Genomic DNA, 17,577 nt, shown 5'->3' with positions numbered 1-17,577 from the left:
GCCGCGGACCTCCGCCGCGCAGCGGAGCCCTCCGGCGAGCCGGGCAGGCTCAGGAGAGCGAGTCCTTGATCGCCTTGATGGGGCGGGCGCGGACGGACTTGCTGGCCGGCTTGGCCGCGAACGTCATCGGCTGCTTCGTGAAGGGGTTGATCCCCTCGCGCGCCTTCGTCGCGGGCTTCTTGACGACGCGGAACTTCGCGAAGCCGGGCATCGTGAAGATGCCGTTCTTCTTGAGCTCCTTGTACGCGATGTCGGTCAGCGACTCGAGGATCGCCTTGACCTGCTTGCGCGAGATCTCGTTCTCGTTGGCCTCGACCACCGCGTTGATCAGCGCGCTCTTGCTGAGCGACGTGCTCTTCTTCCCATCCGCCTTCTTGGCCGCCATGTTCATTCCTCCTGAGGTTTGTGCCCTCTTGCGGGCCAAAGGAACCACAACGGCCGCCGCAGATCCAGTGTCGAATCGTCGATCGGAGCTACAAAAGAAGGGGTTTCATGCCCCGGGGGGCGCGCCGCTCCGCCGGGAGGAGGGCCGGGGGGCCCTGGCGCGGGCCGTCAAATCCGCGGGAAAACAGCCCCAATCGCCCCTTCTTCAGGCCTCACGCGCCCGCCGCGAGGGAGGTCGCACGCCGGGCGCTCGACGTAGGAGATCACCCGAATCCCTTCCGTTGAAGGCGATCCTGGTCGCCCGGGCGGCCCTAGCGGCGGCTCGCCGCCGAGCCCGCGCCCCACTTCCTCTTGGCGGAGAGGCCCAGGATCGTCAGCGACTGGGGCGCCTGCGTGAACTCGATGACGTCGCCGAAGCCGACGCTGACCGAGTGGATCGGCCCGTCGAAGAAGAGCTTCGCGTCGTGCGTCTTGCTGCGCACGACGAGCGAGGCGCCCGGCTGGATCAGGGCGTGGCGGAGGCGGTACTCCTCGCCGTGGGGGGTGTAGGGCTCGCGGACGACGAGCTGGAGCCGCTTCGACGTGAGCGGCAGGACGCGCCCGCCCGCCGAGCGCTGCGCGGCCGTGGACCCGGCCGCAGGGCCGATCCAGAAGCCGCTCGACTTCTGCTCCTCCTCGGCCCGGCCGAGCCGGAGCACGTAACGCGACGTGGCCGCGGGGGAGACGTGGCAGAAGAGCGCGTCGTTCAGGACGCGCCCCGTGGCGAGCTTGTCGTTCACCGTGACCTGCATGCGGGTGAGCACGGTGCTGCGGAGCGAGCCGCTCAGCGCCCCCGCGATGGCGTCGGCCGCGTCGCGGCTCGTCGCGCCGCAGAAGAAGCCGACGGAGTGGCCCGGCGCGCTGTTGATGCCGAGGATCGGCACGTCGCCGACGTTGTGGGACGCGCTGAGGAGCGTCCCGTCGCCGCCGACCGTGATCACGAGGTCGAGCTCGCCCGCGTCGAAGGACTGCGCCGCGCTGGCGACGACATCGATCTGGACCCCGAGGTCGTCGAGCGCCGCCTTGACCTCGCGCACGGTCTGCTCGTGCGCCTCGTGCGACGCCTTGAGGCGCGCGACCGCGGAGTCGCCGGCCTCGATGAGCCGCGTGATGCGCGGATCCTTCCGCTCCTCGCGGTAAATCTTCCAGGCGGAGCGCTTCACGACGAGCGCGACGCGGGGTGGACGCCGCGGCGCGGGCGCGGGGGATCGTTCCGCCATCAGAGCTCCGCGAGGCGCCGGAGCGCCACCTCCGTCTTCGCGTCCTCGATCACGCCGCGCCGGGTGAGCTCGATCGCCTCGTCGAGCGGGACCGCCGCGATGGCCGCGAACCGCTCGAGGGGAGAGCCGTCCTCGAGCGGCGTCCCCTGGCGAGCCGGGTCGACCTCGACATGAAAGAAGAAGTGCCGCTCGCCCACCATGCCCGGCGCCGGGAACGTCGACGGGCCGAGCGGGTGGAGGTCCGACGGCGGCACGTCGAAGCCGACCTCCTCAAGCAGCTCGCGCGCGGCGGAGCGCTGCAGGCCCTCCGGGCTCCGCTCGTCGAGCTCGACGAGCCCGGCGGGCAGCTCCCAGATCGCGCCGAGCGTCGGCGCCTCCGGGATGGGCCACGCCTCGGGCGGGCGGGTCGCGGCCGGAGGCCGGAACGCCGAGCGGAGGAAGACGCGACGGCGCCCGTCCGCGCCGCGGTAGTGCGGGGCGATCACCACCGCGTCGAGGCGCGCGCGATCGACGCTGTCGTAGGTGAACGGGTCGCTCAGCGAGCCGTCCGGGAATTCGACGCGGAACACCTGGCGTCGCAGGTTGAGGAAACCAGGGCCGTCCAGCGAGGGGATCGTCCGGACCAGCTTGAGAGCGAGCTTCGGGAAGGGAGGTAGCCGCATGCGTCGAGGCGCAAAGCATAGCGCCAAACGGCCGCCGATCGCGATGCGCCTCGTCCCCGCGCTCGCCCCCCGCGCCCGGGGCGGCCTCGGGCTCAGCGGAGCACGAGGACCCAGACGTCGTAGAGCGCGTGGGTCCAGACGGCCGGCGCGAAGCCGCGGAAGACGTAGATCGCCGTGAGGACGAGCCCGCACACCATGCGGAAAACGAAGGAGGGGAGGTTCCAGGGATCGCCCAGCGACCCGACATAGTGCCAGCCGGAGAAGACGGCGGCGGCCACGACCGCCCAGCCGACCATCAGGACCACCCCCTGGACCCCCCTGCCGAAGAAGAACTTGATCCCGAGCGCGCCCAGCCCGTAGAGGCCGACGCGGAAGGCGATCTCCTCGTAGAAGCCCGCGCCGAGCGACATCACGACCCCGGTGAAGATGTCGTTCGACGCGGCGGGCGGGCCGAGCCGGAGGGAGCCGACCACGTAGGCGCCGGCGAAGCGCATCAGGATGGCGTAGAGCGCGCCCTCGACGGCGAGCAGCGCGAAGCGCTTCGTCTGGAGGGCGTGGCCGCGGCCGAGGATGGAAAGGACGAGGACGAACGCGGCCCCGACGGCGACGGTGAGGCCCGCGTAGAGCGGGAGGCTGTGCTTGGCCAGCGCGCGGAGCTCGGCGGTGACCGGATCCGCCGCGTTGCGGATGGGGAGGAAGGCGACGCCGAGGTGATAGAGGACGAAGATCGGCATCGTCAGCGCGAGATCGGTCAGCGCGTCGCTCTTCGCGGTGGGCTTGTCGCCGGCAGGGGCCGCCCCCGGCCGGGCGAGCTCCGGTCCGGCGCCGAGCATCAGGACGGCCTCAGGCGGTACACGATCACCAGCACCTCGGCCGACCACAGGACGACGTTCAGCACGAAGGGCGTGTCCCGGAGGATCTCCTGGGTGGGGCTCTCCGACCTCGCGCTGCCGGCCACGAGCTGGAGGAACCGGATCCCGCCGAAGAGCGGGTGGATCGCCGTGAGCCAGAGGTACGGGTTCTGGAAGAACCGCTGCGTGTCGTGATCGAGCGTGTACGCCAGGTAGGTGGCGAAGGTGGCGAGGCCCGTCACGGCGAGCGCCGCCGTCAGGGCGGAAGGCGAGTAGCCGTCGAGCGCCGCGCGCTGCTTCGAGGCGTTGACCGAGGCGAGCTCGTGGCGGCGCTTGCCGAAGCCGAGGAAGAGCGCGAGCAGCGCCGTGCAGGCGATCATGAAGCCGGAGAGCGGCGTCCTCGTCGCGAAGCCGCCCGCGAGCACGCGCAGCACGAAGAAGATCGCGATGCAGCCGACGTCGAGGTAGGCGATCTTCTTGAGCCGGAACGAATAGGCGACGTTGAGGACGTAGTAGCTGGCGGCGACGACCGCGAAGAGCGGCGGGCCGAGCAGGCTCGCGCCGAGCGCGATGACCGCGAGGCCGACCGCCATCGCCTTGGCGACCGGGATCGGCACGCGGCCCGAGGCGATCGGCCGGAAGCGCTTGACCGGGTGGACCCGATCGGCCTCGACGTCGACGATGTCGTTCAGGATGTAGACGGCGCCGGCGAGCAGGCAGAAGATCGCGAAGGCCCCGATCGCGCTCGTGATGATCGAGGGGTGGGTCAGGTGCTTGGCGAACACCACGGGGGCGAGGACGAAGAGGTTCTTCACCCACTGGTGGGGCCGCATCGCGCGGACCATCCCGCGCACACGCCAGAGCAGCGTCCCCCTCGGCGAGTCGGGCAACAGGGGCGGCTGCGCTATCAAGCCGCCCGAGGGGGGCCCGCTCTCCGGCGGACGGGAGCTCGGCACGCCGGCGCTCCGCGGCGGCGACGACGGAGGCTTGCCGGCGGGGACGGAGCTCACCGAAGCGGGCGAGCCGCCCTGCTCGGCAGGCGCCGGCGCGTCCGGCGCGCCCGCGTCGGGGCGAGCCTCGGCGCCGGGCGCCTCCTGATCAGGGAAGCCTGCGGCACTGTTGCGAAAAAGGGGCCCCGAGGCGGTCACGGCGCGCGGAGCATACTCGGGCGCCCTGGTCCCGGCCATTCCGCGGCAAGTTAAAAGCACGGGGGGCGCCGGCGCCCGAGACCGACGAAACCGGCGAAACCGAGCGCCAGCGGCAGCGCCGAAGCCCCTCCAGGCCACGAACCGGGAAGAACGTGGCGCAGCGCACCCGGGCCGGCGGCCTCGCGGTGAGGTCGCGAATCTGGGTTCGCACCCGCCAGCCCGGCTCGTGGAACGCAAAATGCGCATCCCCGCAGGCGCGCCGTGACCTCGTGCTACCATCGCCCCCGATGACATCAGCGCTCTCGGTCGCGCGTGAAGCTTCGCCTCTGCTCCTGAAGCTTCGCTCTGCCGTCGAGCAGGCCCTCGAAGGGAAGCCAGAGGCGGTCGAGCTGGCGCTCATCGCGCTGCTCGCCCGGGGTCATGTCCTCATCGAGGACGTCCCCGGCGTCGGCAAGACGACGCTGGCCCGAGCGCTGGCCAAGGCCGTGGGGGGCGAGCTCCGTCGCGTTCAGTTCACCAGCGATCTCCTGCCGAGCGACGTGCTCGGGGTCAGCGTCTTCGACCAGCGGCTCGGGCAGTTCGTCTTCCGGCAGGGGCCGATCTTCGCGAACGTGCTGCTCGCCGACGAGATCAACCGGGCGAGCCCCCGGACGCAGTCGGCGCTGCTCGAGGCGATGAACGAGGGGCAGGTGTCCATCGAGGGGACGGCGACGCCGCTGCCGTACCCCTTCTTCGTGCTCGCGACCCAGAACCCGCAGGATTTCGCGGGCACGTTCCCGCTGCCGGAGTCGCAGCTCGACCGGTTCATGGTGCGGATCCGGATCGGGTACCCGCCGCCGCAGGTGGAGATGCGGCTGCTCCTCCAGGGCGGCGAGCCCGACCGGGCGCGGAACGTGCCGCAGATCATCGATCCGGCCCAGCTCGTCGCCCTGCAGCGCGAGGTCGATCGCGTCGAGCTCGACTCGTCGCTCGCGACCTACCTGCAGGCGGTGCTCACGGCCACGCGGTCGAGCCCGACCCTCTCGCTGGGCGCATCGCCGCGCGCCGGCATGAACCTGGCGCGCGCGGCCCGGGGGCGCGCGGTCCTCTACGGACGCTCGTACTGTATCGCGGACGACATCCACAACCTTGCGGTGGCCGTGCTGGCGCACCGGGTCCGGCTCTCGGCCCACGCGGAGGGCTACATGCCGACCCGCGACGAGTGCGAGGCGGCGGTGCGCGACCTCGTGGCGCGGGTGCCGGTGCCCCTCTGAGGGGTGGGCGATGGGCGCAGAGGACAGGGAGCGGGGATCTCTCAGCGGCAGCTCCCGCGGCGCAGAGCGCGCCGGCGCAGCGGCGCGGAGCGCCGTCCGGCCGAGCAAGCCGAGGCGCGAAAGGCCGCTGGTCGAGCAGCGCCCGCTGCTGCCCCCGCGCGGGGACAAGGCGTCGTTCTGGACGAGGGTCCTGCTCTTCCTGAGGCCGCCCCGGAAGCTCAAGTTCACCCGGGAAGGAAAGTACTACCTCGGGATCACGCTGGGCGTCGGCTTCGCGGCGATCAACACGGGCAACAACCTCCTCTACCTGCTGCTCGGGATGCTGCTGTCGCTGATCGTCGTCTCCGGCGTGATGAGCGACCTGTCGCTGCAGCACCTCACGGTGACCCGGCGGCTCCCGGCCCGCGCCCAGGTGGGGCGGGCTCACCTCGTCGAGATCGAGGTCTACAACCACAAGAAGCGCGTGCCGTCGTACGCGATCGAGGTCGAGGATCTGCGCGCCGGCCAGCCGGCCGACAAGCGCTGCTTCTTCCTGAAGATCAGCCCCTCCAGCGCGCAGGTGGCCGCGTACCGGCGGACGCCGGCGAGGCGCGGCCGCGACCGGCACACCGGGTTCCGCATCGCGACCCGCTTTCCCTTCGGGCTGTTCGAGAAATCGAGGGAGGTCGAGGCCGAGGGCGACCTCATCATCTACCCCGCGGTCGATCCGGTCCGGCTCCCCGTCGAGGACGCGGGCCGGCGCGAGGGCGGCGCGAGCCTCAGCGGGCGCGGGGGCGGCGACGAGACCTTCGGCCTCCGGCCGATGCGCGACGGGGACGATCCGCGCGACATCTACTGGAAGAAGAGCACGATGCGCGATCAGCTGGTGCTGCGCGAGCGCACCCGCGAGACGCGGCCGGACGTGCAGATCGTCGTCGACACGGTGCGCCCCGCCGGGGAGGGCGACGCGTTCGCGCCGACCTTCGAGCGCAGGATCCGCGAGGCGGCGTCGCGCGCCGTCGCCCACATCAAGCGCGGCGACGCCGTGGTCGTCGCGACGACGCTGGGCGAGCGGGTGCGCGGCGATCGCAACATCGGATCCGACGCGATCCTCCGCTTCCTGGCGCTGCTCGATGCGGTCGACGACGTCCGGGCGCCCGAGCGCGGCGCCCGCGCGCCGCTGCGCCAGGGATCGAGCCCGAGCCCGAGCAGCGGTGAGCGCCGCGCCGGCGCGCCGAGGAGCGCGTCGTGAGGTTCGGGATGGTGCACCGGGTGATGACCGACGCGCTCGCGGCGCTCGGCGTCATCGCCCTCGTCGCGAGCGGGCAGTTCAACCGCTACGTGAGCTGGGCGATCCTCATCAGCCTCGGGCTCGCGCTCGTCGTGCGCGAGTCGTGGCAGCGGCACCCGGCGCTCCGCCACCTCGACACGGGCATCCTGCTGGTCGTCATCGCCGTCCAGGTGGTCCGCATCGTCGCCACCGACGCGAGCGTGCTCGACGTGCTCGTGGAGTTCGCCGCCGCGCTGCAGATCATCCGGCTCGCGACGCGCAAAGGGGCGGCGCACGACCAGCAGGTCATCGTGCTCGCGCTGCTGCACCTCATCGCCGGGACCGTCCTCGGCGGCGGCATCGGCTACGGGCTGTGCTTCCTGGGGGTGCTCGTCGTCGCCCCAGGCGCGCTCGTGCTCAGCCACCTGCGGCGCGAGGTCGAGGGCAACTACCGGCAGGGGGCGCGCGACCGGACGGGGCTGCCCGTGGACGTGCCGCGCATCCTGCGCTCGAGGCGGGTCGTCGGGCGCTCGTTCCTGGCCGTCACCTGCCTGCTCTCGGTCCCGATCTTCGCCTTCACCGCGCTCCTGTTCGTCATCTTCCCGCGCGTCGGCCTCTCGCTGCTCCTGCTCAACCGCGGCCACACCGGCCGGATGATCGGCTTCTCGGGCAAGGTCGACCTCGGCGCGGTCGGCGTGCTGCGCAGCGACCCCAAGCTGGCGATGCGGGTCGAGATCCCCGAGCTCCCGGATCCGCCGCCCCCGCGCCTCACCATGCACCTGCGCGGCACCGCGCTCGACGCGTACGACGGCCGCACCTGGACCCAGAGCGAGACGTTCAAGCGCCCCACGGAGAGCGACGGGGGGCTGGTGCCGATCGAGCGGTACCCGGACCCGGCGGTCGACCCGGTGATGCGCATCGATCTCGAGCCGATCGATCCGCCCGTGATCTTCCTCCCGCCGAACGCGACGGGGCTCCGGCTCAAGCACCGCGGGCAGCTCGGGGTCGACGCAGGCACGATGGCCCACCGCGGGCCGGAGGGGGAGCTCAGGTACCAGCCCACGGACGAGCGCGGGCTGGTCTACGACGTGTTCCTGTCGCGGAAGCGGGCGCCGACCTTCCAGCGCCTCCCGGGCGCCGAGCGGAGGCGCTACCTGGAGCTCCCGAGGGATCTGCCGTCGCGCGTCGTCGATCTCGCGCAACAGTGGACGCAAGGCGTGGATCGCCCGGCCGATCGGGCGCGCGTGATCCAGGAGCACCTGCGCACGGAGTACCGGTACGACCTTGCGTCGCCGTCGGGCGCGGACCCGCAGCCGCTCGATCATTTCCTGTTCGAGTCGAAGCGCGGGCACTGCGAGTTCTACTCGACCGCGATGGCCATCCTGCTGCGCGCGGTGGACGTCCCGACGCGCAACGTGACCGGCTTCGTCGGCGGCACCTACAACCGCTTCGGCCGGTTCTATGCGGTGCGCCAGGGCGACGCCCACTCGTGGGTCGAGGTGTACCTCGACGGCGAGGGGTGGATGACGTTCGACCCGACGCCGCCGGCCGACGCGGCGCCGAAGAGCGAGCTGGTCGGGGCCTGGGCGTACCTCCGCGATTTCATCGAGGCGACGAGCCAGCGCTGGGACAGGCACGTCGTCGGCTACGACCTGAACCAGCAGGTGGGCCTGCTCCAGACGCTGACGTCGCGCTACCGGAGGTCCGGATCGAGCGGCGACCTCTCGCTGTCGCGCCCGCGGATCCTCACCGTCGCCGCCGTCGCGCTCGCGCTGGGCGGCGGCGTGCTCTACTGGCGCTTCCGCCGCACGCGCCGCGGGCGCGAGGAGCGCCGCGCGGACGCCGGGCGCACCCCGAGCGCGATCCTGGCGACGGCGCTCTACGAGAGCCTGGAGGCCGCCATGCTCGTCCAGGGCGTGCCGCGCCCGCCCAGCCTGCCGCCGCTGCGCCACGCCGAGGCGCTGGAGCTCGCAGAGCACCCGCTGGCGCGCGAGATCCTGACGCTCACGCAGGTCTACCTGCGCGCCCGCTTCGGCGGGGCGACGCTCTCGGAGGACGACAGCCGCGACTTCGAGCGGCGGGTCAAGGCGCTGCGCGGGGCGGAGCGGCGAGCGCGCGCCGCGAGCGAGAGCGGGCTGGCCGCGTCGCCCTGACCGCGGCCGGGGAGCGGGAAGACGAGGGGAAGACGCGCGGGCCGCATCAACGGCGGCGCAGAGGTCGCTTCGCGATGAACGCCTGCCGGATGCCGGCGACGGCGCGGCGGCTCGGGCCGCCGGAGATGAACGGATCCTGGGGCGCGAGCTCGCCCAGCCGGTCGAGGAACGACTGCGCCACGACGCGCTCGCCGAGCAGGCTCACGACGTCCGACTGGCTTCGCATCGTGGACGCGAGGACGGCCGCCGTCGACGTGTCCGGCACCGCGGCGATCGAGAGCGACTCCAGCACGCGCCGGAGCGGCACGATCGACTGCGCGGTCGCGAGCTTGCGATCCGAGGCGCCGAGCGGCTGCGGGGCGTACTCGAGCCAGATGCCGGCGACGTTCAGGTGGCTGAGCAGCTTCTTCGACCAGCGCGGATCGAGCTCCACGTGGAGCGGCCGGACGTCGGCCAGCGTGGAGAGGGCGAACTCGCCGGGCTCGCCCGCGAGCGCGAAGTCGCGCAGGAGCGGCGCGAGCTTGCGCTCGTCGGCGAGCAGGCTCGCGGCGACGTGGCCGCGATCGAGCAGCGGGATCGGGACCACGAGGACGTCCGGCCGCTCGCCGCGCGTGATCCGCGCCGCCCACACCCGCCACGTGATCGCCGGGGATCGCACGAGGATCGCGGACCCGGGATCGAGGCTCCCGTACGCCTCGTCCGTCCAGACCTCGGCGGCCGTCTGCTCGCTCCGATCGGCGGCGAAGCCTGCCTCCTCGCTCGTCAGCGCGACGAGCGTCAGCTGGAAGACGACGAGCAGCGCCGCGCCGCTCCGCGAGAACGGCACGCGCGTGTGGAGCAGCGCCCGCACCGCGGCGTGCGCCCCGAGCGCCGAGCCGACGGCGATCGCCGCGACCGCGAGCGAGCGCAGGGGGGTGAGCGGATCCGCGGAGAGCACGCCGGCGGCCCGCGCGGGCAGGAGGGTGTCGAGCGCGAGCAGGACGAGGAAGGGCGCGACGAGCCACCGCGCGCGCGGGCGCAGGAGCGAGAGCGAGAGCCCTGCCGCGGCGATGAGCAGGGAGACGACGCCGATCTCGCGGCTCCACGCGGCGAGCGCCGTGGTGCGGGCGCTCGCGACGTCGAGGGCGGCGAGGCTGCCGGCCGTGAGCGCGCGGCCGATGTCGGCCCAGGCGCGCGGCGCGAGCGGCCTGAGCACGAGCGGCGCGAGCAGGAGCGCGGCCGTGAGCGCCCCGGCGCCGGCGGCGGCGCCCAGCATGCGCCGGGGCGGGCCGCCGACCGAGGCCTCGTCGGGGCGCCCGCCCGCGCGCTGGGCGCCGCCGCGCGCGAGGAACATCGCGTACGACGCCGCGAGAGCGGCGAGGCCGGCGGGGGGGCTCTCGGCGAACGTGGCCCCGAGGAGCGCGCCGAGCGCGATCCACGCGCGCCCGGCGTGCCGCGCCTGCTCGGCGCACGTCGACGCGAGCGCGAGCGTCACGAGCGCGCAGCAGGTGGCGATCATGGCGCCGCCGCCGACCGTCGCCTCGCGCTGCCAGGTCGGCGACAGGGCCGCCGTGAGGACGGCGATCGCGGAGAGCACCGAGGCGAGCCGCGGGCTCACGGCGCCGCCGGGCGCGTCCGGCGCGGCGGGCGTTGATCGCGCGCCGGCGGGGGTCGGCTCGGCTGCGCCGCCGCGGAGCTTGCGCCAGAGCGAGAGCCCCGGGAGGGGCGCAGGCCGCGCGGACTCCAGGAGGAGGCGGCGGACCATCCCGTAGAGCAGGCGCGACGCGAGCGCGAGCGCGAGCGCCGATCCGAGGGCGGTGCGGAAGGTGCGGGAGCCCAGCGGGAGCAGGCTCAGCGCCTGCGAGAGCGCCGTCGACAGGCCGCCGCCCACGCCGACCGCGACGAGGCCGAGATCCCGGACGGCCGTGAGATCTTCCCGCCATTGCCCGGAAGAGGCGGCGCGGGCCAGCGACAGCCCGAAGGGCAGCGCGGCCGACAGCAAGGCGAGCGACCGATCGAGCCAGCAGCGTTTCTCTCCGGAGCCCACCGAGCGGCCATGCCAGATCGGCCGCGGCCGGGCCAAGTTCCGGCGCACCCCGGCGCCGCGCGCGGTCCGGCGGCGGCGCGGCGCGCGCGGCGCCGATGCGCCGCCGAGCCGCGCGCGGGGCGCGGAGGATACGGAGAGGCGGTGGGCGGCGACCTGGGCTAGAGTCGCCCCTCCCACGGAAAATCGGAGGTCGTCTCGTGTCCCGTTTCATCGATGAGCTCAAGAGGACGCACCGCTGCGGCGATCTGCGCGAGGCGGACATCGGCAAGGAGGTCGTGCTGTTCGGCTGGGTCGCGCGGCGCCGCGATCACGGCGGTTGCATCTTCATCGACCTCCGCGACCGCACCGGCGTGACGCAGATCGTCTTCGATCGCAGCTACCTCGAGGCGATCAAGAAGCACGGCCTGAAGGTGGAGGAGAAGGATCTCGTCGACGCGCACGCCGCCGCCGAGCGCGCCCGGTCCGAGTGGGTCATCGGCGTCCGGGGCGTCGTGGTCAGCCGCGAAGGCAACGTGAACGACAAGATCGACACGGGGGCCATCGAGGTCTGGGTCGCCGAGGCGACGATCTTCAACAGGGCGGAGACGCCGCCGTTCGAGATCGCGGACGAGATCGAGACGCGCGAGGAGATCCGCCTGCAGCACCGGTACCTCGACCTGCGCCGCGCCCCGCTCCAGCGGGCGCTGCGGATGCGCCACGAGATCAACCGGGCGACGCGGAATTACCTGTCGGACAAGGGCTGCCTCGAGCTCGAGACGCCCTTCCTCGTGAAGTACACGCCGGGAGGGGCGCGCAACTTCCTCGTCCCCTCGAGGATCTCGGCTGGCAAGTTCTACGCGCTCGCCGAGAGCCCGCAGCTCTACAAGCAGCTCTTCATGGTCGCGGGCTTCGACCGCTACTTCCAGATCGTGAAGTGCTTCCGGGACGAGGACCTGCGCATCGACCGGCAGCCGGAGTTCACCCAGATCGACGTCGAGCTGTCGTTCGTGAACCAGGACGACGTCTTCGGGCTGATGGAGGGGCTCGTCTTCGCGGTGTTCAAGGCCGCCCTCGGCAAGGACCTCACCGAGCTCTACCCGACCGGCCGCTTCCCGCGCATGCCGTACGCCGAGTCGATGCGCCGCTTCGGCAACGACAAGCCCGACCTCCGCTTCGGGATCGAGCACACCGACCTCACGGACCTCATCGTCGAGCACAACGGCGGCGGGGTGCCGTTCTGGGTCGAGCTCGCCGAGAAGTTCAAGTCGGGCAAGCTGCGGCGCGACCTGCCGGCCGAGATCGTGAAGGGGCTCGTGATCCCGGCGAGCGCCAACCTGTCGCGCCAGCAGACCGAGGACCTCGAGCGCGGGCTCCGCGACGTGAAGGGCTTCCGCGGCCTCGCGCGCGCCAAGCTCGCCGAGGACGGCTCCTGGACGCAGTCGCCGCTCACGAAGTCGATCACGCCGGAGCTCCGGCAGAAGCTGAACGAGGCGCTCGGCGCCAAGCCGGGCGACGTCCTCTGCTTCCAGTTCGGCAAGGAAGCCGTTGTGCACACCGTGATGGCGAAGCTCCGCATCGACGTCGCCAAGAAGATGGGGCTCATCCCGGAGTACGGGCATGGTGACCAGTGGAGGTTCCTCTGGGTGACGAACCCACCTCTGTTCGAGTTCGACGAGGAAACGGGGCGCTGGGCCGCCGCGCACCACGCGTTCACGCGGCCGATCGACGAGCACGTCGCGCTCCTCGAGAGCGATCCGGCGCGCGTGGAGTGTTACCGTTACGATCTCGTGCTGAACGGGTTCGAGATCGGCGGCGGCTCGATCCGGCTGCACGATCCCGAGGTGCAGGCGCGCGTCTTCAAGACGCTGGGCATCGACGAGAACGACGCGCGCGACAAGTTCGGGTTCCTCCTGGACGCGCTCCGCAGCGGGGCGCCCCCGCACGGCGGCATCGCGCTCGGCATGGACCGGCTCGCGATGCTGCTCAGCGGCGCGCCGACGCTCAGGGACGTCATCCCGTTCCCGAAGACCAACCAGGGCACGGATCAGATGACGGGCGCGCCCGTGCTCGTCGACGCCGCGCAGCTCGCCGAGCTCCACGTGAAGACGGCGGTCGCGGGCGCGGACACCCGGCAGGGCGCGACGGGCACCGGCAGCGCCGGCGCCTGATGCCAGCCCGGGGGGCGCGCGCGCGATCGGATGCACCTCCGGCGGCGGCGGCGGTGGTGCGGCGGCGGCGGTGAGGCGGCGCGGCGGGCCCCTCGCCGCGCGCGCGGCGGAGACCGCGACCGCGCTCGGTGTGCTCTGCCTCGCCGCGCGTGGCCGTTGGGGTTGGCCTTTATGTTTGCAGGCCGCGCACTTCTGGTAGGGTAGGGCCTGTATCCTTCGCCATGGCCTCCCCGGCGCGAGTCCTCGTTGTCGATGACAGCCCGACCATCCTGAAGGTCGTCAGCGCCATCCTCGCTCGCAATGGGTTCGACCCGACCGTGGCGCGCGACGGGCTCGCGGGGATCGAGCTGGTCAAGAAGGGGCCGAAATACGACCTCGTCCTCCTCGATTTCGTGATGCCGAGGATGAACGGCTACGCCTTCTGCCGGGAGCTCCGCTCGAACCCGTCGCACCGCAACGTGCCCGTGGTCCTGATGAGCGCCAAGGGCGACAAGCTCAGGGGGCAGTTCGTCCAGCAGACCGGCGCCGTCGACGCGATCACCAAGCCGTTCGACGCGCGCGCGCTGGTCGCGGTGATCGAGGGCGCGCTCTCGAAGGCGGCGGAGGGGCGCGCGCGGCCCGTGCCCGAGGGCGCGAAGATGCCCGACGAGGACACGATCGCCGAGAGCGTGCGGCCGAGCCTCCTCGCCAGGAACATGCGCCAGCGCACCGGCGCGGAGTTCGCGCAGCAGCTGTCGACGGTGATGACGCCGGCGATCATGAGCCTCTCGCCCGAGGCGCGGACCAACGAGGCCGCGGTGATGCAGGCGGTCGCCCGCGTGATGACGAGCGAGGTCGTCTCCAAGCTGACGCTGACGCTCCGCGACCTCGACGATACGCCCGCGGACGCGAAGGAGGTGATGAGCGGCGACGTCTCCGCGATCCCGCTCGCCGAGATCCTCCAGCTGCTCCAGATGCAGCGGCAGACGGGCGTGCTCCGGGTGACCACGAACCGCGCGTCGATCACGATCTCGCTCCGCCAGGGGCTCATCGATCTGGTGCAGGCGCGCAACTCGTCGGACGAGTTCAAGCTGGGCCGCTACTTCATCGAGCGCGGGCTCCTGACGCGGGAGCGGCTCGAGGCGCTGCTCCGCGCGAAGCGGCCGCACGCCCTGCTCGGGCAGGTGCTCGTGGAGGCCGGCGTCGCGACGAACGACGACCTCATCGCCGTGCTGGAGCGGCAGTCGAGCGAGCTCATCTACGAGGTGCTGCGCTGGCCGTACGGGCGCTTCTCGTTCACGCGCGAGCCGTTCCGCCCCGAGGTCGAGCAGGCGCACCTCGGCCTCCCGGTGTCCGCGCTGGTCCTCGAGGGGTTCCGGCGCGTCGACGAGTGGCGGCTCATGGAGGGGACGATCAACTTCGACCAGGTGGTGGTCGTCGACCAGGTCGCGCTCGACGGCGTGGGCTCCGGCAAGCTGACGCGCATCGAGCAGCTCGTGCTCGGCGCGGTCAACGGCTCGCGCACGGTGAACGAGGTGATCAAGGAGAGCGCGGTCGGCTCGTTCGACGCGATCAAGACGATCTACCAGTTCCTCCAGTCGCGGGTGCTGAGGACCAGGGCGGCCTGAGCGGCGCGGCCGCGAGGCCACGCGGTCCCGCGTGAGGCCACGACGGCGCGATGACCAACCACGCGCTGCTCGCCGCAGCGGCGCGCTCGAGCGCGGCCCCCCACAGCCAGCGGGTCGTCTGGTTGTGCTCGCGTTGTGCTCGCGTCGTGTTCGCGGTGCTCAGGCCGCCGCATGACGGGCGTAGCGCTGAGCGTTCTCGCGGCGGAGAGGGCGGGATTCGAACCCGCGGATCAGTTTCCCGATCGCACGCTTAGCAAGCGTGTGCCTTCAGCCACTCGGCCACCTCTCCTGGTACCCAGGATGGTCCACCCGCCCCGTGCTCGGCGCAGGAGCAGCGCGGACCTCGATGCATGACGATAGAAAGAACGCTGGCTCGTCCGACGCTCGTCGCGGCGGCGAGGGAGCGGCAACATACCAAAGAGGTTGTCGCCGTGCACAAAAGATCGTGCAGGGGGACGCCGGTAGCGACGGATCCCGAGGGGGCGGGACGGACGGCCCGGAAAGCGGGCTGACATGCTCGTCCGTGAGCGCTCGGATCGGCCGATCACCGTCGAACGGACGAGGAGCGCGGAAGGCGCCGGGCCAGCGCCGGTCGCCAGGACCGCGCGCCCGTCATTGCGGCACCACGTAGGCCAGGGCGAGCAACACGGCGCCGAGCGCCGCGCAGACCCCCCACGCGCGGGCCGCGCTGCGGGCCAGGAAGGCGAAGCACATCGCCGCGAGCCAGAGCGGTACCACGAGCGAAAAGCCGAGCGCGGACCGCGTGCTCTCCGCGAGCGGCGCGAATCGCGCGAGGCACACGCTCGTCAAGACGGCGAGCGGCAGGGTCCCGACGAGCGCCGCGAGCACGCGCAGCGCGGCGTCGAGCCGGGCGAGGCGGTGGCTAGCCATGGCGCGCTCCGAGGAGCGAGAGCGCGGCGATGGCCGGCGGACACAGGAGGGCGAGGCCCCAGACGGCGCGCGGCCAGACCGGCGCGAGCAGGACGAACGCGCTCGCGGCGCAGAGGAGCGCCGCGAAGGGGACGAGGAGCGCCGCCGCGCCGGCCTCGGCCCGGCTCCACAGCCACACCGACAGCGAGAAGACGACAATGGAGAGGACCCGGGCCGAGGCGCGCCATCCGCGCCTCGCACGCAGCCGCGCCGCGACGCCGAACGGCAGGCGCTCGGGCCGCGCCCCGTGGAGCAGCGCGAAGGCGAGGTACGCCGAGAGGACCGACGCGGTCTCAACCATGGGACGCCGTCTGCCGCCGGGCCACGAGCCCTGCCCCGCCGTGAGCCAACGAAGGCGGCGCGCGCCGCGCCATCAGGAGCCGCGCCTCGGGTCGCGAGGTCGCCCGGCGGAGCGCCCAGGCCGAGGCGCAGAGCGCCGCGGCCGCCAGCAGGAGCGCGACGTCGACGGCGACGACGGCTCCGAGCTTCGGCCCCGCGCCGAAGAGCCCCGCCCCCGACCAGCGCGCCGCGAGCGCGGGGACCGGCAGCAGCAAGAGCCCGGCGAGCCCGAGCTGCCGCGACCAGAGGCGCCCGCCGTCACGCGCGGCGAGCGCCCAGGCGATGCAGAGCACGAGCACCCCCAGGAACGTCATTTCCTCGGCCGCCCCGCGGCCGCCCCAGTCGAACGGAAACGCCCGGCTCACCAGGAACAGCGCAGCGGTCGCGACGACGGTCCCCGCGCCGAAGCCCACGGTGAGCCGCGCGAGGAGGCGGTTGCCGAGGCGCTCTTGCCGCGCCTCCCGTCGAGCGAGCCAGATCCAGTTGCCGGTGAGGATCGTGGCGCACGTCGCCAGGGCGAGCACGAAGAACAGGATACGAAGCGTGGCGCCGCCGAAATCAGCGTAATGGAGGCCGTAGATCCAGCGAAATGCGTCGCTGCGCGCGCCCTCGGCGCCGGGCGCGTCGAGCGAGAGGACCGCGCCGTCGATCGCCCGCAGCCGCATGCGCACGCTGCCACGCGTGAACGGGGCGCCCTCGAGCGAGCCGCGGATATCGACGGTCCCGCTATCGAGGCCGAGGTGCGAGATACGCAATCTCTCGGGCACGAGCCGGGGCTCCGCGGCGCGGGCGCGGGCCATGAGCTCGTCCAGCGTCAGGCCGCGAGCGGGCGTCCCCCGCGCCGGCTCGTCCGCGAAGGACGCCCCCCAGGCCGAGAGGTCCGCCCGCGCGGCGTCGCCGCCGAACACGGGGCCCGTGAACACCCCGACGAGCACCCCCAGGAACACGATGAACGCGCCGGTGTATGCGTACAGGAGCTGAAACGGAAGGCCTATCACGCCAAGCACCTTGTGCATGTCCGACCACAGGACACGGCGCGTCTTGTCCGGCCGGAACTGATGAAACTGCCGGACGATGTCCTTCAGGTGGATGAGCACGCCGGTCGCCAGCGCGAGCAGGAGCGCGACGCAGAGGAGGCCGGCCACGTAGAACAGCCACACTCCGGTCGCTCGGTGCCAGAGGTAGTGCAGGTCGTAGAGGAAGTCGGACAGCCGCTCTCGCTCGGGCACGAGCCCCTCGTGGACCCACGCCGTGACCGCCTCGCCCTGCGAGTAGTAGAGCAGCCGCGCGGCGCCCAGCCCACCTTCCGGCACGTCGAACCAGAGCTCCTCCGGCGTCGTCCCCGCGGCGGCGAGCCCCTCATCGAGCGTGGCCTGGAGCCCCACCTGCTCGACGGAGGAGCGCTGCTGGGTCAGGGGCTCCTCCCACACCGCGAGCTGCCTGCGGAAGAGCGTGATTCCCCCGGACAGGAACATCACGTAGAGCAAGAGCCCACCTATCACGCCTGCCCATGCGTGCACGCTCCAGAAGGTCGTGAAGGCATGGCGGGAGAGCTTCTTGGCCATCGCG

At 72.5% G+C, this 17,577-nt stretch carries 14 protein-coding genes and 1 tRNA gene; 5 read left to right on the top strand and 10 right to left on the bottom strand.

The features are described from left to right. Window positions 1–49 precede the first annotated feature (49 nt). From WMF34_RS42455 to WMF34_RS42435, 5 genes are all read right to left on the bottom strand, one after another. A complete protein-coding gene (locus WMF34_RS42455; protein ID WP_012240887.1) occupies window positions 50–385 on the bottom strand; it encodes an HU family DNA-binding protein in 336 nt (111 codons plus the stop codon). A 310-nt stretch (window positions 386–695) separates the two neighbouring features. Continuing rightward, on the bottom strand, window positions 696–1,643 hold the full coding sequence (locus WMF34_RS42450) for an NAD(+)/NADH kinase (protein WP_437991379.1): 948 nt from the start codon (window positions 1,641–1,643) through the stop codon (window positions 696–698). Then, window positions 1,643–2,305: an NUDIX hydrolase gene (locus WMF34_RS42445; protein WP_049876537.1), complete on the bottom strand. Its 663-nt coding sequence runs from the start codon at window positions 2,303–2,305 to the stop codon at window positions 1,643–1,645. The genes WMF34_RS42450 and WMF34_RS42445 overlap by 1 nt, the downstream gene beginning before the upstream one ends. A gap of 92 nt (window positions 2,306–2,397) precedes the next feature. Beyond that, window positions 2,398–3,138, bottom strand: coding sequence for a CPBP family glutamic-type intramembrane protease (locus tag WMF34_RS42440; RefSeq protein WP_437991378.1), 741 nt, complete (start codon window positions 3,136–3,138; stop codon window positions 2,398–2,400). Further along, window positions 3,138–4,112 carry a decaprenyl-phosphate phosphoribosyltransferase gene (locus WMF34_RS42435; protein ID WP_437991377.1) on the bottom strand — a complete coding sequence of 325 codons (975 nt, stop codon included), beginning with the start codon at window positions 4,110–4,112 and terminating at the stop codon, window positions 3,138–3,140. Before WMF34_RS42435 ends, WMF34_RS42440 begins: the two co-directional genes overlap by 1 nt. A gap of 479 nt (window positions 4,113–4,591) precedes the next feature. On the opposite strand from WMF34_RS42435, the gene WMF34_RS42430 reads away from it, so the two are divergent. From WMF34_RS42430 to WMF34_RS42420, 3 genes are read left to right on the top strand one after another with little or no spacing between them, the layout of a single operon-like run. Beyond that, window positions 4,592–5,557, top strand: a complete 966-nt coding sequence (locus tag WMF34_RS42430) for an AAA family ATPase (RefSeq protein WP_044967114.1) — start codon at window positions 4,592–4,594, stop codon at window positions 5,555–5,557. Between the two features lie 10 nt (window positions 5,558–5,567). Next, complete coding sequence (locus tag WMF34_RS42425; protein WP_012240881.1) at window positions 5,568–6,788, top strand: DUF58 domain-containing protein; 1,221 nt, start codon at window positions 5,568–5,570, stop codon at window positions 6,786–6,788. After that, complete coding sequence (locus WMF34_RS42420; protein WP_044967112.1) at window positions 6,785–8,959, top strand: transglutaminaseTgpA domain-containing protein; 2,175 nt, start codon at window positions 6,785–6,787, stop codon at window positions 8,957–8,959. Before WMF34_RS42425 ends, WMF34_RS42420 begins: the two co-directional genes overlap by 4 nt. Window positions 8,960–9,005: 46 nt before the next feature. On the opposite strand, the gene WMF34_RS42415 is transcribed toward WMF34_RS42420, so the two are convergent. Further along, the gene (locus WMF34_RS42415) at window positions 9,006–10,985 is read right to left on the bottom strand and encodes a hypothetical protein (protein WP_231864532.1); all 1,980 of its coding nucleotides are present in this window, start codon (window positions 10,983–10,985) and stop codon (window positions 9,006–9,008) included. A gap of 197 nt (window positions 10,986–11,182) precedes the next feature. Between WMF34_RS42415 and aspS the strand changes: the two genes are divergently transcribed. Both aspS and WMF34_RS42405 read left to right on the top strand, forming a co-directional pair. Then, window positions 11,183–13,132 (top strand): aspartate--tRNA ligase, encoded by a 1,950-nt coding sequence (aspS, locus tag WMF34_RS42410; RefSeq protein ID WP_437991376.1) that lies wholly within the window; start codon window positions 11,183–11,185, stop codon window positions 13,130–13,132. 221 nt (window positions 13,133–13,353) lie between these two features. Next, the gene (locus tag WMF34_RS42405; RefSeq protein WP_012240877.1) at window positions 13,354–14,739 is read left to right on the top strand and encodes a DUF4388 domain-containing protein; all 1,386 of its coding nucleotides are present in this window, start codon (window positions 13,354–13,356) and stop codon (window positions 14,737–14,739) included. A gap of 202 nt (window positions 14,740–14,941) precedes the next feature. Here WMF34_RS42405 and WMF34_RS42400 read toward each other — a convergent pair. From WMF34_RS42400 to WMF34_RS42385, 4 genes are all read right to left on the bottom strand, one after another. Then, window positions 14,942–15,028, bottom strand: a tRNA-Ser gene (locus tag WMF34_RS42400). A gap of 323 nt (window positions 15,029–15,351) precedes the next feature. Continuing rightward, entirely contained in the window at window positions 15,352–15,630 is a 279-nt protein-coding gene (locus WMF34_RS42395; RefSeq protein WP_437991375.1) for a hypothetical protein, read from the bottom strand. Continuing rightward, a complete protein-coding gene (locus WMF34_RS42390) occupies window positions 15,623–15,970 on the bottom strand; it encodes a hypothetical protein (RefSeq protein WP_012240875.1) in 348 nt (115 codons plus the stop codon). The genes WMF34_RS42395 and WMF34_RS42390 overlap by 8 nt, the downstream gene beginning before the upstream one ends. Beyond that, the gene (locus WMF34_RS42385; protein ID WP_437991374.1) at window positions 15,963–17,573 is read right to left on the bottom strand and encodes a PepSY-associated TM helix domain-containing protein; all 1,611 of its coding nucleotides are present in this window, start codon (window positions 17,571–17,573) and stop codon (window positions 15,963–15,965) included. Before WMF34_RS42385 ends, WMF34_RS42390 begins: the two co-directional genes overlap by 8 nt. Window positions 17,574–17,577: the final 4 nt, after the last annotated feature.

This window comes from Sorangium sp. So ce145 (assembly GCF_051525985.1).
Classification (GTDB): Bacteria; Myxococcota_A; Polyangia; order Polyangiales; family Polyangiaceae; genus Sorangium; species Sorangium cellulosum_B.
Note: the sequence above shows the minus strand (reverse complement) of the source record. Positions and strands in the feature narration are given on the sequence as shown.

Excerpts from the sequence above, each read along its gene's own strand:
- WMF34_RS42455 (WP_012240887.1), bottom strand. The coding sequence starts at position 385 with ATGGCGGCCAAGAAGGCGGATGGGAAGAAGAGCACGTCGCTCAGCAAG.
- WMF34_RS42450 (WP_437991379.1), bottom strand. The coding sequence starts at position 1,643 with ATGGCGGAACGATCCCCCGCGCCCGCGCCGCGGCGTCCACCCCGCGTC.
- WMF34_RS42445 (WP_049876537.1), bottom strand. The coding sequence starts at position 2,305 with ATGCGGCTACCTCCCTTCCCGAAGCTCGCTCTCAAGCTGGTCCGGACG.
- WMF34_RS42440 (WP_437991378.1), bottom strand. The coding sequence starts at position 3,138 with ATGCTCGGCGCCGGACCGGAGCTCGCCCGGCCGGGGGCGGCCCCTGCC.
- WMF34_RS42430 (WP_044967114.1), top strand. The coding sequence starts at position 4,592 with ATGACATCAGCGCTCTCGGTCGCGCGTGAAGCTTCGCCTCTGCTCCTG.
- WMF34_RS42425 (WP_012240881.1), top strand. The coding sequence starts at position 5,568 with ATGGGCGCAGAGGACAGGGAGCGGGGATCTCTCAGCGGCAGCTCCCGC.
- WMF34_RS42405 (WP_012240877.1), top strand. The coding sequence starts at position 13,354 with ATGGCCTCCCCGGCGCGAGTCCTCGTTGTCGATGACAGCCCGACCATC.
- WMF34_RS42395 (WP_437991375.1), bottom strand. The coding sequence starts at position 15,630 with ATGGCTAGCCACCGCCTCGCCCGGCTCGACGCCGCGCTGCGCGTGCTC.
- WMF34_RS42390 (WP_012240875.1), bottom strand. The coding sequence starts at position 15,970 with ATGGTTGAGACCGCGTCGGTCCTCTCGGCGTACCTCGCCTTCGCGCTG.
- WMF34_RS42385 (WP_437991374.1), bottom strand. The coding sequence starts at position 17,573 with ATGGCCAAGAAGCTCTCCCGCCATGCCTTCACGACCTTCTGGAGCGTG.